Origin of the sequence: Pseudomonas sp. HMSC066A08 (assembly GCF_001813025.1) — a bacterium.
Taxonomy (GTDB): Bacteria; Pseudomonadota; Gammaproteobacteria; order Pseudomonadales; family Pseudomonadaceae; genus Pseudomonas; species Pseudomonas aeruginosa.
Genome location: NZ_KV811242.1, coordinates 24,034 through 36,900, shown reverse-complemented (window position 1 = coordinate 36,900; position 12,867 = coordinate 24,034). Strand labels below are relative to the sequence as shown.

Below are 12,867 nucleotides of genomic sequence, written 5' to 3'. Positions count from 1 at the left end.
AGCGCACTTACTAAAGCAGATACTAGACCAAACGCTTTAGTTCAAAAAATCGCTGACACGTCTGCCAGGAACGACTAAACGATTAATTTTCCTACGCTTTCCGGGCTTCCCCAGAGGATCGGCAGAATCCTTTCCATCTCCTCCGGCAGCGCGCTGGTCCAGAAACGCGGCGGCGCGGCCTGGCCAGAGGCCAGTAGCGCCCGCGCCGACAATACGCGCTCCAGCTGCCGGGCGACAGCCGCTCCCGTATCGATCATCGCCATCTCCGTCGGGATCAGCTCGGCCAGCAGGGGTTTGACGAAGGGATAATGAGTACAGCCGAGGATCAGCGTATCGCAGCCCTGTTCGAGGATGGGCGCCAGCAGGCGTTCCAGCAGCGTTCGGGTTTGCGGCCCATAGAGATCGCCGGCTTCGATGCGCTCGACCAGCCCCGGGCAAGGCTGGGTGAAGACCTGTACGTCGCTGGCGAAGCGGTCGAGCAAGGCGGCGAAACGCGCGCTCTTCAGAGTTCCGGTGGTGGCCAGGACGCCGACCCGACCGTTGCGGGTGGCCGCCGCGGCCGGCTTCACCGCCGGCTCCATGGCCACCAGCGGCACCTGCGGATAACGTTCGCGCAATTCCGCCGCAGCCGCAGCCGTCGCGGTATTGCAGGCCAGTACCAGAGCCTTGGCGCCCTGCTCCAGAAGGAAATCACCGATCCGCTCGCAGCGTTCGCGGATGTACTCCGCGCTCTTCTCGCCGTAGGGCACATGGGCGTTGTCGGCGACGTAGAGCAACGATTCGGATGGCAGGCGCGCGCGAATCTCACGCAATACGCTGAGCCCGCCGACCCCGGAATCGAAAACGCCGACCGCGGCCGACTCAACCGCCATGGCGTTGCCCGCAGACGGCACAGGAAGGATCGCGACGCACCCGCAATTCGCGGAAGCGCGTGCCGAGGGCGTCCACCAGCAGCAGGCGGCCCACCAGCGGTTCGCCGAAACCGGCCAGCAGCTTGAGCGCCTCCAGCGCCTGCAGGCTACCGACCAGCCCCACCAGCGGACCGATCACGCCGGCCTCGCTGCAGGTCAGCTCGGCCTCGCTGCCGTGCCCGTAGAGGCAGTGGTAGCAGGGGCTTGCGTCGCGGCGGGTATCGAATACCGAAAGCTGGCCCTCGAGACGGATCGCCGCGCCACTGACCAGCGGCTTGCCGGCGCGCACGCAGGCGACGTTGACCGCCTCGCGGGTGGCGAAGTTGTCGGTGCAGTCGAGCACCAGGTCGACCGCCGCCACGGCGGCATCGAGGGAGTCCTCGTCCAGCGCGGCGCTATGGCTGACCAGGCGGATCTGCGGATTCAGCGCGCCCAGCCGACGCATCGCCGACTCCACCTTGCCGATACCCACGCTGGCGCCATCGTGGATGACCTGCCGTTGCAGGTTGGTCAGGTCGACCGTATCGAAATCCGCCAGGTGCAGCTCGCCGACTCCGGCCGCGGCCAGGTACAGCGCCACCGGCGAACCCAGGCCGCCAAGACCGACGATCAGTGCGCGGCTGCGCTTCAGGCGCAGCTGGCCCTCGACGTCGACCTGCGCCAGCAGGATCTGGCGGCTGTAGCGCAGCAGTTCCTCGTCGCTCAGCATGCCCATTGTCCGAGAGTGATCCGCTCGTTGCCGCCGAGGTCGCGCAACGTATGTACCCCGGCGAAGCCGCGGGCGCCGAGCAGTTCGCGCACCGCCGCCCCTTGATCATAGCCGTGCTCGAGCAGCAACCAGCCTTCGTCCAGCAAATGCTGTGGTGCCTGGGCGACGATCTGGCGGATATCGTCGAGGCCATCGCTACCCGCGACCAGTGCGCTCTTCGGCTCGAAACGCACGTCGCCCTCGCTCAGGTGCGGATCGCTGGCAGGGATATACGGCGGATTGCCGACGATCATCCGGAAGCGTCGGCCATCGAGAGCGGAGAACCAGTGGCTGCGGCGCACCTCGACGTTCTCCAGGAGCAACCGCTGGCGATTGCGTTCGGCCAGCACCACGGCCTCTTCCACACGGTCCACCGCAGTCACTGTCCATAGCGGCCGCTCGCTGGCCAGGGCCAGGGCGATGGCGCCGGTGCCGGTGCCCAGGTCGAGCACGGTAGCGGTGTCCGCCGCGAGGGTCGCCAGCGCGGTTTCCACCAGCAGCTCGGTGTCCGGGCGCGGGATCAGGGTGTGTGGAGCGACCTCCAGGTCCAGGCTCCAGAAGCCCTGGTGGCCAAGTATGTAGGCCACCGGCTCACCGTTGCGCCGACGGGCGATCCAGTCGTCGAACAGCTCGTTGGCCTCGCGCGGCACGATGCGCTCCGGCCAGGTACGCAGGAAGCTGCGCGGCTTGCCCATCGCCGCCGCCAGCAGCAACTCGGTGTCGAGCCGGGCGCTGGGCGAATCGGGCAGTTGGGAATCCTTGAGAAGGGTACAGATAGTGGTCATGTCAGTCGCCCAGGGCCGCCAGTTGATCGGCCTGGTATTCCTGCAGCAGCGGCTCGATCACCTGTTCCACCGCGCCCTCCATCACCTCGCCCAGGGAGTACAGGGTGAGGTTGATGCGATGGTCGGTGACCCGCCCTTGCGGGAAGTTGTAGGTACGGATGCGCTCCGAGCGGTCGCCCGAGCCCACCAGCAGCTTGCGCGTGCTGGCGATCGCCTGCTGCGCCGCGGCCTGCTGCTGGTCGTTGAGCTTGGCCGCCAGCCAGGCCATGGCCTTGGCGCGGTTCTTGTGCTGCGAGCGCTCTTCCTGGCACTCGACAACGATGCCGCTGGGAATGTGGGTGATGCGCACCGCCGAGTCGGTCTTGTTGACGTGCTGGCCGCCGGCGCCGGAGGAACGGTAGGTATCCACCCGCAGGTCGGCCGGGTTGATCTCGATCGCTGCCTGCTCGTCCGGCTCCGGCAGTACCGCGACGGTGCAGGCGGAAGTGTGGATCCGGCCCTGGGATTCGGTTTCCGGCACCCGTTGCACGCGGTGCGCGCCGGATTCGAACTTGAGCTTGGCGTAGACGTTGTCGCCCTCGACCCGGGCAATCACTTCCTTGTAGCCACCGTGCTCGCCCTCGTTCTCCGACAGCGTCTCGACCCGCCAGCCCTGGCGTTCGGCGTAGCGCGAATACATGCGGAACAGGTCGCCGGAGAAGATCGCCGCCTCGTCGCCACCGGTGCCGGCACGGATCTCCAGGAACACGTTGCGGCTATCGTTGGGATCCTTCGGCAGCAGCATGCGCTGCAGGCTGTCGCCGAGGGCGGCGAGGCGGCCGCGCGCTTCGGCGACCTCTTCCTCGGCGAGGTCGCGCAACTCCGGGTCGCTGTCCTTGAGCAACGCCTGGGCGCCCTCGAGGTCGGCCTGCACCTTGCGGTAGTCGCGGAACGCCAGGATCACCGGTTCGACCTCGGCGTACTCGCGGGAATAGGCGCGGAAGCGGGTCTGGTCACTGATCACCTCGGCGTCGCCGAGCAGCGCCGTCAGTTCTTCGTAGCGATCGCTGAGGACATCCAGCTTTTTCAGCAGAGAAGCTTTCATGCAGGCATAGGTACCGGTCAGTGGCGCGGCGCGCCCTCGTCGAGGGCGAACAGCTCCTGGGCCAGGGCCAGCGCGTCGATGCGGCCCTCGGCGGACATTTTCTTCATCTGCACGCTGGGCGCGTGCAGCAACTTGTTGGTCAGGCCGCGGGCCAGCTGGGCCATCACCTCGGCCGGGTCGGCACCGTTGGCCAGTTGCCGCTGGGCCTTGCCCAGCTCCTCATCGCGCAGGCGCTCGGCCTGCTGCCGATAGGCGCGCAGCACGTCCACCGCGGCCAGTTCGCGCAGGCGCTGCATGAACTCGGCGACGCCGCTGCCGACCAGTTCCTCGGCGGCCTGGGCAGCGCCCTGGCGGCTCTTGAGGTTCTCCGCCACTACTTCGTGGAGGTCGTCGACGCTATAGAGGTAGACGTCGTCCAGCTCTCCGACTTCCGGCTCGATGTCGCGCGGCACGGCGATGTCGACCATGAACATCGGCTTGTGCTTGCGCTGCTTCAGCGCGCGCTCCACGGCGCCCTTGCCGAGGATCGGCAACTGGCTGGCAGTGGAGCTGATGACGATATCGCTGTTGGCCAACTCCTCGGGTATCTCCGAAAGCAGGACCGCATGGGCGCCGAACTGCTCGGCGAGCAGGCTGGCGCGCTCCAGGGTGCGGTTGGCCACCACGATGCGCTTCACGCCTTGCTCGAACAGGTGGCGAGCGACCAGGGTGATGGTCTCGCCGGCGCCGATCAGCAGCGCCTGGCTGCGGTGCAGGTCGCTGAAGATCTGCTTGGCCAGGCTCACCGCGGCGAACGCCACGGACACCGGGTTCTCGCCGATGGCGGTATCGGTGCGGACAGTCTTCGCCGTACTGAAGGTGGCCTGGAACAGGCGGCCGAGCAGCGGACCGACGGTGCCGGCCTCGCGCGCGACGGCGTAGGCCGACTTCATCTGACCGAGGATCTGCGGCTCGCCGAGGACCATCGAGTCGAGGCCGGAGGCCACGCGCATCATGTGGCGCACCGCGTCTTCGTCCTGGTGTACATAGGCACATGCGCGCAACTCGTCGAGGGTCAGGCGATGGTAGTCCGCCAGCCAGGCGAGCACGTCGTCCGCGGTCGGATGGTCGATCTCCAGGTAGAGTTCGCTCCGGTTGCAGGTCGATAGGATGGCCGCCTCGCGGCTGGTGGTCAGGCGGCAGAGCTGCTGCAGCGCCTCGACCATCTGTTCCGGAGTGAAAGCCACGCGCTCGCGGACAGCCACCGAGGCGGTCTTGTGATTGATGCCGAGGGCAATGAAGGCCATGCAGGATCGCTGAGCTAATCGGGGAAACGCGCAATTCTCCTACTTCGCCAAGGGCAGGACAACCATTGCCGATGTATTGACCCCATAGACAGCTTCGTCGACGCCCGTCCCGGCCCCCTTGGGCTTGCCGGACGGCTTATGTCATGATGGCGCCACCCTCGCAGGTTCAAGGCCGGCTTTCTTCCTCTATGAACAAATCCCTTGCGCTGCTGACCGTCACGCTGCTGCTCGGCGGCTGCCAGTCACTTATCCACAAGACTCCCGATGGCACCCCGCCGGTGGAAGACACCGCGGTCGAGACCAAGGCCAAGCCGGAAAAGTACGGCTCCTTCAGCGAGGACGGCCTGTATTCGCTGCTGGTGGCCGAACTGGCCGGGCAGCGCAACCGCTTCGACATCGCCCTGAGCAACTATGTGGTGCAGGCGCAGAAAACCCGCGACCCCGGGGTTTCCGAGCGCGCCTTCCGCATCGCCGAATACCTCGGCGCCGACCAGGAGGCCCTCGACACCTCCCTGCTCTGGGCGCGCAGCGCGCCGGACAACCTCGATGCCCAGCGCGCCGCCGCGATCCAGTTGGCCCGCGCCGGGCGCTACGAGGAGTCCATGGTGTACATGGAGAAGGTCCTCAACGGCCAGGGCGACACGCACTTCGACTTCCTCGCCCTGTCTGCCGCGGAGACCGACCCGGATACCCGCGCCGGCCTGCTGCAGAGCTTCGACCACCTGTTGAAGAAATACCCGAACAACGGCCAGTTGCTGTTCGGCAAGGCCCTGCTGCTGCAACAGGACGGCCGCCCGGACGAAGCCCTGGCCCTGCTAGAGGACAACTCCGCAAGCCGCCACGAAGTCGCCCCGCTGCTGCTCCGCTCGCGCCTGTTGCAGAGCATGAAGCGCAGCGACGAGGCCCTGCCACTGCTCAAGGCCGGGATCAAGGAACACCCGGACGACAAGCGCGTGCGCCTCGCCTACGCGCGCCTGCTGGTGGAGCAGAATCGCCTGGACGACGCCAAGGCCGAGTTCGCCGGACTGGTCCAGCAATTCCCCGACGACGACGACCTGCGCTTCTCCCTGGCGCTGGTCTGCCTGGAAGCCCAGGCCTGGGACGAAGCCAGGATCTACCTGGAAGAACTGGTCGAGCGCGACAGCCACGTCGACGCCGCTCACTTCAACCTCGGCCGCCTCGCCGAGGAACAGAAGGACACCGCGCGCGCCCTCGACGAGTACGCCCAGGTCGGCCCGGGCAATGACTTCCTCCCGGCGCAACTGCGCCAGACCGACGTCCTGCTCAAGGCCGGCCGCGTCGACGAAGCAGCCCAGCGCCTGGACAAGGCGCGCAGCGAGCAACCCGACTACGCCATCCAGCTGTACCTGATCGAAGCCGAGGCGCTGTCCAACAATGACCAGCAGGAAAAGGCCTGGCAGGCCATCCAGGAGGGTCTGAAGCAGTACCCGGAGGACCTCAACCTGCTCTACACCCGCTCGATGCTGGCGGAGAAACGCAACGACCTGGCGCAGATGGAAAAGGACCTGCGCTTCGTCATCGCCCGCGAGCCGGACAACGCCATGGCCCTCAACGCCCTCGGCTACACCCTGGCCGACCGCACTACCCGCTACACCGAGGCCCGCGAGCTGATCCTCAAGGCACACAAGCTGAACCCGGACGACCCGGCGATCCTCGACAGCATGGGCTGGATCAACTATCGCCAGGGCAAGCTGGCGGACGCCGAGCGCTACCTGCGCCAGGCGCTGCAGCGCTACCCCGACCACGAGGTCGCCGCGCACCTGGGCGAAGTCCTCTGGGCCCAGGGGCGCCAGGGCGACGCCCGCGCCATCTGGCGCGAATACCTCGACAAGCAGCCCGACAGCGATGTGCTGCGCCGCACCATCAAGCGCCTGACCGGCGCCGAGACTCCTTGAAACCATGCGTCTACGTCTTTTCCTCGCCGCCTCCGCGCTGGCCCTGCTCAGCGGCTGTGCCGGCCTGACCTCCCACGAAGCCCTGGAAGGCCAGGGCGATGCGCAGACCTGGAAAACCCACAAGCAGCAACTCAGCGAGCTGGATGCCTGGCAGATCGACGGCAAGGTCGGCATCCGCGCCCCGCGCGACTCCGGCAGCGGCACCCTGTTCTGGCTGCAGCGCCAGGGCTACTACGACATCCGCCTGTCCGGCCCGCTCGGCCGCGGCGCAGCACGCCTGACCGGGCGTGAAGGCGCGGTGAGCCTGGAAGTCGCCGGGCAGGGCCGCTACCAGGCAGAGTCCCCGGAAGCCCTGCTGGAAGAACAACTAGGCTGGCGCCTGCCGGTCTCGCACCTGCTCTGGTGGGTACGCGGCCTCCCGGCGCCGGACAGCAAGAGCCGCCTGACCCTCGACGCCGACAGCCGCCTGGCGCGCCTGGAACAGGACGGCTGGCAGATCGAATACACCCGCTACGCCGAGCAGAACGGCTACTGGCTGCCCGAGCGCCTGAAGCTGCACGGCCAGGACCTCGATGTCACCCTGGTGATCAAGGACTGGCAGCCGCGCCAGCTCGGCCGCTGACATGGCCGTGCGTCTCAGCCTGCCGGCGCCAGCCAAGCTCAACCTGTTCCTGCACATCCTCGGCCGTCGCGCCGACGGCTACCACGAGTTGCAGACCCTGTTCCAGTTCCTCGACCACGGCGACGAATTGCATTTCGAAACCCGCGAGGACGGCCAGGTACGCCTGCACACGGAAATCGCCGGGGTGCCTCACGACGGCAACCTGATCGTGCGCGCCGCGCGCGTGCTGCAGGAAGCCTCCGGCAGCCCGCAAGGCGTCGACATCTGGCTGGACAAGCGCCTGCCCATGGGCGGCGGCATCGGCGGCGGCAGCTCCGACGCCGCCACGACGCTCCTGGCCCTGAACCATCTCTGGAACCTCGGCTGGGACGAGGATCGCATCGCCGCCCTGGGCCTGCGCCTGGGCGCCGACGTGCCGGTCTTCACCCGCGGACGCGCGGCTTTCGCCGAAGGCGTGGGGGAAAAGCTCACCCCGGTGGACATCCCGGAGCCCTGGTATCTCGTCGTGGTTCCGCAAGTACTTGTCAGCACAGCAGAAATTTTTTCAGATCCACTGTTGACACGCGATTCTCCCGCCATTAAAGTGCGCACCGTTCTCGAGGGGGACAGCCGAAACGACTGTCAGCCGGTAGTCGAGAGGCGTTACCCAGAAGTTCGTAACGCTTTGATCTTGCTAAACAAATTTGTTTCAGCTAGATTAACCGGCACTGGAGGTTGTGTGTTTGGGAGCTTCCCAAACAAAGCTGAAGCTGATAAAGTCTCGGCCCTTCTTCCAGACCACCTTCAGAGGTTCGTCGCCAAGGGAAGCAACGTCTCGATGTTGCACCGGAAGCTGGAAACTCTGGTCTGAGAAAGGAATGCCGAAACGGCATTCGAGCAATACCACAGGGGCGTCGCCAAGCGGTAAGGCAGCAGGTTTTGATCCTGCCATGCGTTGGTTCGAATCCAGCCGCCCCTGCCATTTTCCTCTTCTGTATTTCATCCGGATCCCTTCGGTCGACACAGGTACCTGTAGCGTGTCCAAGATGATGGTCTTCACGGGGAACGCTAACCCCGATCTTGCACGACGCGTCGTGCGTCAGCTGCACATTCCTCTTGGCGATGTTTCAGTTGGCAAATTCTCCGATGGCGAAATCAGCGTCGAAATCAACGAAAACGTCCGCGGCAAGGACGTATTCCTGATTCAGCCGACCTGCGCGCCGACCAACGACAACCTGATGGAACTGGTGGTGATGGCCGATGCCTTCCGCCGCTCCTCGGCCACTCGTATCACCGCCGTCATCCCCTACTTCGGCTATGCCCGCCAGGATCGCCGTCCGCGCTCCGCCCGCGTGGCCATCAGCGCCAAGGTAGTGGCCGACATGCTGACCGTGGTCGGCGTCAACCGTGTCCTCACGGTCGACCTGCACGCGGACCAGATCCAGGGCTTCTTCGATATCCCGGTAGACAACATCTACGGTTCGCCCGTGCTGGTGGACGATATCGAGGACCAGCGCTTCGAGAACCTGATGATCGTCTCCCCGGACATCGGTGGCGTGGTGCGTGCGCGCGCCGTGGCCAAGTCCCTGGGTGTGGACCTGGCGATCATCGACAAGCGCCGTCCCAAGGCCAACCAGTCCGAGGTGATGCACATCATCGGTGACGTCGAAGGCCGCACCTGCGTGCTGGTCGACGACATGGTCGATACCGCCGGCACCCTCGGCCACGCCGCCAAGGCCCTGAAAGAGCATGGTGCCGCCAAGGTCATCGCCTACTGCACCCACCCGGTGCTGTCCGGCCGCGCCATCGAGAACATCGAGAAATCCGTACTGGACGAGTTGGTGGTGACCAATACCATCCCGCTGTCCGCCGCTGCCCAGGCCTGTGGCCGCATCCGCCAGCTGGACATCGCTCCGGTCGTCGCGGAAGCCATGCGCCGGATCAGCAACGAAGAATCGATCAGCGCGATGTTCCGCTGAGGCCCAGCCTCGGCGAACGCGCCTGAACGAAAACGCCCCGCTGCGGCGGGGCCTTTGAAATCGCCCGAACGCTGGTCGCAAGCGTTCGGGCGCATTGTTATTTTTGGAGAGACACAATGGTCGACTTTATTCTGAATGCCCAAGTGCGTTCCGATCTGGGGAAAGGTGCGAGCCGCCGCCTGCGTCGTAACGCCGCTCAGGTTCCCGCGGTAATCTACGGCGGCGACAAAGAGCCCCAGTCCGTTACCCTGGAACTGCGCGAAATCGCCAAGCTGCTGGAAAACGAGGCTGCCTTCAGCCACGTGATCGCCCTGAACGTTGGCGGCGCCAAGGAAACCGTACTGATCAAGGCCCTGCAGCGCCATCCGGCGAAAGGCTTCGTGATGCACGCCGACTTCCTGCGCGTGGTCGCCGACCACAAGCTGACCGCCCACGTACCGCTGCACTTCATCAACGAAGACGTAGCCGTTGGCGTCAAGCAAGCCGGTGGCGAGATCTCCCACACCATCTCCGAAGTCGAAGTTTCCTGCCTGCCGAAAGACCTGCCGGAATTCATCGAAGTCGACATGGCCAAGGTCGAGCTGGGCCAGATCGTTCACCTGTCGGACCTCAAGGCTCCGAAAGGCGTCGAGCTGGTACAACTGGCCCACGGCAACGACCTGGCCGTTGCCAACATCCACGCCTCCCGCGTGGTGAAGGAAGAAGGTAGCGAAGAAGGCGCCGCCGAGTAATTCATTACTCGATCGCCTTTTTATAGAGAGGGGCTCCCGTCGTGACTGCCGTACAACTGATCGTTGGCCTGGGAAACCCGGGTCCTGAATACGACCAGACCCGGCATAACGCGGGGGCCCTTTTCGTTGAGCGCCTGGCGCATGCCCAGGGCATCAGCCTCGTGGCTGAGCGCAAGTATTTCGGCCTGGTCGGCAAGTTCAGCCACCAGGGCAAGGACGTTCGTCTGCTGATCCCGACCACCTACATGAACCGCAGCGGCCAGTCCGTGGCGGCGCTGGCGGGATTCTTCCGGATCGCCCCGGACGCCATCCTGGTGGCCCACGACGAACTCGACATGCCCCCCGGCGTCGCCAAGCTCAAGACCGGCGGCGGGCACGGCGGGCACAACGGGTTGCGCGACATCATTGCCCAGCTCGGCAACCAGAATTCTTTCCATCGCCTGCGGCTTGGCATCGGCCATCCGGGGCACAGCAGCCTGGTGTCCGGTTACGTGCTCGGCCGCGCCCCGCGCAGCGAGCAGGAACTGCTCGACACCAGCATCGACTTCGCCCTCGGCGTGCTGCCGGAAATGCTCGCCGGGGACTGGACCCGGGCGATGCAGAAGCTGCACAGCCAGAAGGCCTGATCCATTTTTTCTAGCGCCCACACTCTGCGCGCGAGGGACATAGCATGGGATTCAACTGCGGCATCGTCGGCCTGCCCAACGTCGGCAAGTCCACCCTGTTCAACGCCCTGACCAAATCCGGTATCGCGGCGGAAAACTTCCCGTTCTGCACCATCGAGCCGAACAGCGGCATCGTGCCGATGCCCGATGCGCGCCTGAACGCCCTGGCCGAGATCGTCAAGCCCGAGCGCGTACTGCCGACCACCATGGAATTCGTCGACATCGCCGGCCTGGTGGCGGGCGCCTCCAAGGGTGAGGGCCTGGGCAACAAGTTCCTCGCCAACATCCGCGAGACCGACGCCATCGCCCACGTGGTGCGCTGCTTCGAAGACGACAACGTAATCCACGTGTCCAACAGCGTCGACCCCAAGCGCGACATCGAGATCATCGACCTCGAACTGATCTTCGCCGACCTCGACAGCTGCGAGAAGCAACTGCAGAAAGTCGCCCGCAACGCCAAGGGCGGCGACAAGGAAGCCCTGGCACAGAAGGCCCTGCTGGAAAAGCTCATCCCCCACTTCACCGAGGGCAAGCCGGCGCGTTCGCTGCTGAAGAACCTCGGTGACGAGGAGAAGCGCCTGGTGCGCAGTTTCCACCTGCTGACCAGCAAGCCGGTGATGTACATCGCCAACGTCGCCGAGGACGGCTTCGAGAACAACCCGCACCTGGATGTGGTGAAGGCTATCGCCGAGGAAGAAGGCGCGGTGGTGGTGCCGGTGTGCAACAAGATCGAAGCCGAGATCGCCGAACTGGAAGACGGCGAAGAGAAGGACATGTTCCTCGAGTCCCTCGGCCTCGAGGAACCCGGCCTGAACCGTGTGATCCGTGCCGGCTACAGCCTGCTCAACCTGCAGACCTACTTCACCGCCGGGGTGAAGGAAGTCCGCGCCTGGACCGTCCGCGTCGGCGCCACCGCCCCGCAGGCCGCCGGCGTGATCCACACCGACTTCGAGAAAGGCTTCATCCGCGCCGAAGTGGTCGCCTACGACGACTTCATCCAGTTCAAGGGCGAACAGGGCGCCAAGGAAGCCGGCAAATGGCGCCTGGAAGGCAAGGACTATATCGTCAAGGACGGCGACGTGATGCATTTCCGCTTCAACGTGTAATCCCCTTCACGTCCCTGGAAAGCCCCGGCCAAGCGCCGGGGCTTTTTGTTCCAGCCCCTCCCCACCGCCCGCTCTCCGGCGATCTGACCCCATCCGTCTAAACGATTGAAAGATCAGAAAATTATCTGGGCCCAGGGGTTGACAGCCCCGCCCGAGATACGGAAAATGCGCGCCACTCGGCTACATAGCTCAGTCGGTTAGAGCGCAGCATTCATAATGCTGATGTCCCAGGTTCAAGTCCCGGTGTAGCCACCATATTTTTCAAGGGGTTAGCGCAAGCTAACCCCTTTTCTTTTGCCTGTGGTGACTACAAGTGACTACAGCGTGTCTACCAAGCTAAAGACCACAGTTGCAACCAGCCTCCTTGCTCGCATTTGGTGTCAGCCACTCCAGGGATTAAACAGCTCAACACCGAAGCTCTGGAAGTGGTGGATATTGCGGGTAGCAACCGGTACGCCGTGCAACTTGGCTATCGCTGCAATTTGCCCGTCAGCCATATCGGCTATCTTTCCCTTGCCCTCACTCTCTGCCGCCAGCTCTGCGTAATGAACAGCGGCATCCGCATCGAATGGCAAGATCCTCCCGGCAAAGTCCTCTTCGAACATGGCAATGGCCACGTCCTGTAGTGCTTGCCTGCGCTTACCCTCCGGTATTCTGGCGATACCATAGAGGATCTCTGCCACCGTGATCGAACTGATGAGCAAATCCTGGACAGGTTGAGCGTCGACCCAAGCAACCACCACCGGATCCGGCTTCGCTCTCATGAGTTCTGACAGGACATTGGTGTCGAGCAGGATCATTCGTCGAAGTCCGCAGCCCGAGCCTTGGTATTACGAGCGGGCACCTCGATATCAGCCCCACCAACCAACGCAAAGCGGGAATGAATTCGGCTTCCCAGCCCACCACGTTTCTCTTCCCGAGAAAGTGCTTGGGCGAGGATTATCCGGACTTCCTCTTCCATCGAGCGGCCATGGTTCGCAGCGACCACTCGAAGCTTGGCCTTGAGGTCTTCGTCTAGGTTCCTAATGGTGATACTGGCCATATTCCCTCCAGTG

Annotated in this window: 14 protein-coding genes and 2 tRNA genes; 9 read left to right on the top strand and 7 right to left on the bottom strand. The window is 64.7% G+C overall.

Going from position 1 to position 12,867, the window contains the following annotated elements; translation table 11 throughout:
* Positions 1-74: 74 nt before the first annotated feature.
* Genes murI through hemA form a run of 5 tightly spaced genes read right to left on the bottom strand, consistent with a single transcriptional unit; the run spans position 75 to position 4,814 of the window.
* Positions 75-872, bottom strand: coding sequence for a glutamate racemase (gene murI / locus HMPREF2886_RS02560; RefSeq protein WP_070746743.1), 798 nt, complete (start codon positions 870-872; stop codon positions 75-77).
* Positions 862-1,620 (bottom strand): molybdopterin-synthase adenylyltransferase MoeB, encoded by a 759-nt coding sequence (locus tag HMPREF2886_RS02555; protein ID WP_009316212.1) that lies wholly within the window; start codon positions 1,618-1,620, stop codon positions 862-864. Before HMPREF2886_RS02555 ends, murI begins: the two co-directional genes overlap by 11 nt.
* Positions 1,614-2,444 carry a peptide chain release factor N(5)-glutamine methyltransferase gene (prmC, locus tag HMPREF2886_RS02550; protein WP_070746742.1) on the bottom strand — a complete coding sequence of 277 codons (831 nt, stop codon included), beginning with the start codon at positions 2,442-2,444 and terminating at the stop codon, positions 1,614-1,616. Before prmC ends, HMPREF2886_RS02555 begins: the two co-directional genes overlap by 7 nt.
* A 1-nt stretch (position 2,445) precedes the next feature.
* Positions 2,446-3,528: a peptide chain release factor 1 gene (gene prfA / locus HMPREF2886_RS02545; RefSeq protein WP_003099290.1), complete on the bottom strand. Its 1,083-nt coding sequence runs from the start codon at positions 3,526-3,528 to the stop codon at positions 2,446-2,448.
* 17 nt (positions 3,529-3,545) lie between these two features.
* The gene (gene hemA / locus HMPREF2886_RS02540) at positions 3,546-4,814 is read right to left on the bottom strand and encodes a glutamyl-tRNA reductase (RefSeq protein WP_003095001.1); all 1,269 of its coding nucleotides are present in this window, start codon (positions 4,812-4,814) and stop codon (positions 3,546-3,548) included.
* Positions 4,815-4,957: 143 nt separating this feature from the next.
* Between hemA and lbcA the strand changes: the two genes are divergently transcribed.
* The 9 genes from lbcA to HMPREF2886_RS02495 all read left to right on the top strand — a co-directional run bounded on the left by lbcA (position 4,958) and on the right by HMPREF2886_RS02495 (position 12,067).
* Positions 4,958-6,730, top strand: coding sequence for a proteolytic complex protein LbcA (lbcA, locus tag HMPREF2886_RS02535; RefSeq protein ID WP_073649756.1), 1,773 nt, complete (start codon positions 4,958-4,960; stop codon positions 6,728-6,730).
* A 4-nt stretch (positions 6,731-6,734) separates the two neighbouring features.
* On the top strand, positions 6,735-7,352 hold the full coding sequence (lolB, locus tag HMPREF2886_RS02530; RefSeq protein WP_003095005.1) for a lipoprotein insertase outer membrane protein LolB: 618 nt from the start codon (positions 6,735-6,737) through the stop codon (positions 7,350-7,352).
* A 1-nt stretch (position 7,353) separates the two neighbouring features.
* Positions 7,354-8,202 (top strand): 4-(cytidine 5'-diphospho)-2-C-methyl-D-erythritol kinase, encoded by an 849-nt coding sequence (gene ispE / locus HMPREF2886_RS02525; RefSeq protein WP_033976149.1) that lies wholly within the window; start codon positions 7,354-7,356, stop codon positions 8,200-8,202.
* Between the two features lie 36 nt (positions 8,203-8,238).
* Positions 8,239-8,313, top strand: a tRNA-Gln gene (locus HMPREF2886_RS02520).
* Between the two features lie 55 nt (positions 8,314-8,368).
* Positions 8,369-9,310, top strand: coding sequence for a ribose-phosphate pyrophosphokinase (locus tag HMPREF2886_RS02515; RefSeq protein ID WP_003099281.1), 942 nt, complete (start codon positions 8,369-8,371; stop codon positions 9,308-9,310).
* Between the two features lie 116 nt (positions 9,311-9,426).
* Entirely contained in the window at positions 9,427-10,041 is a 615-nt protein-coding gene (locus HMPREF2886_RS02510) for a 50S ribosomal protein L25/general stress protein Ctc (RefSeq protein ID WP_003151680.1), read from the top strand.
* Positions 10,042-10,082: 41 nt separating this feature from the next.
* Positions 10,083-10,667 carry an aminoacyl-tRNA hydrolase gene (gene pth / locus HMPREF2886_RS02505; protein WP_033976150.1) on the top strand — a complete coding sequence of 195 codons (585 nt, stop codon included), beginning with the start codon at positions 10,083-10,085 and terminating at the stop codon, positions 10,665-10,667.
* A gap of 44 nt (positions 10,668-10,711) precedes the next feature.
* On the top strand, positions 10,712-11,812 hold the full coding sequence (ychF, locus tag HMPREF2886_RS02500) for a redox-regulated ATPase YchF (RefSeq protein WP_058178912.1): 1,101 nt from the start codon (positions 10,712-10,714) through the stop codon (positions 11,810-11,812).
* Positions 11,813-11,990: 178 nt separating this feature from the next.
* Positions 11,991-12,067: transfer RNA gene (locus tag HMPREF2886_RS02495), tRNA-Met, on the top strand.
* A gap of 125 nt (positions 12,068-12,192) precedes the next feature.
* Here the strand turns inward: HMPREF2886_RS02495 and HMPREF2886_RS02490 are convergent.
* Positions 12,193-12,612 carry a type II toxin-antitoxin system VapC family toxin gene (locus HMPREF2886_RS02490; protein ID WP_033976169.1) on the bottom strand — a complete coding sequence of 140 codons (420 nt, stop codon included), beginning with the start codon at positions 12,610-12,612 and terminating at the stop codon, positions 12,193-12,195.
* Positions 12,609-12,854: a FitA-like ribbon-helix-helix domain-containing protein gene (locus tag HMPREF2886_RS02485; protein WP_003156874.1), complete on the bottom strand. Its 246-nt coding sequence runs from the start codon at positions 12,852-12,854 to the stop codon at positions 12,609-12,611. Before HMPREF2886_RS02485 ends, HMPREF2886_RS02490 begins: the two co-directional genes overlap by 4 nt.
* Between the last annotated feature and the right edge of the window lie 13 nt (positions 12,855-12,867).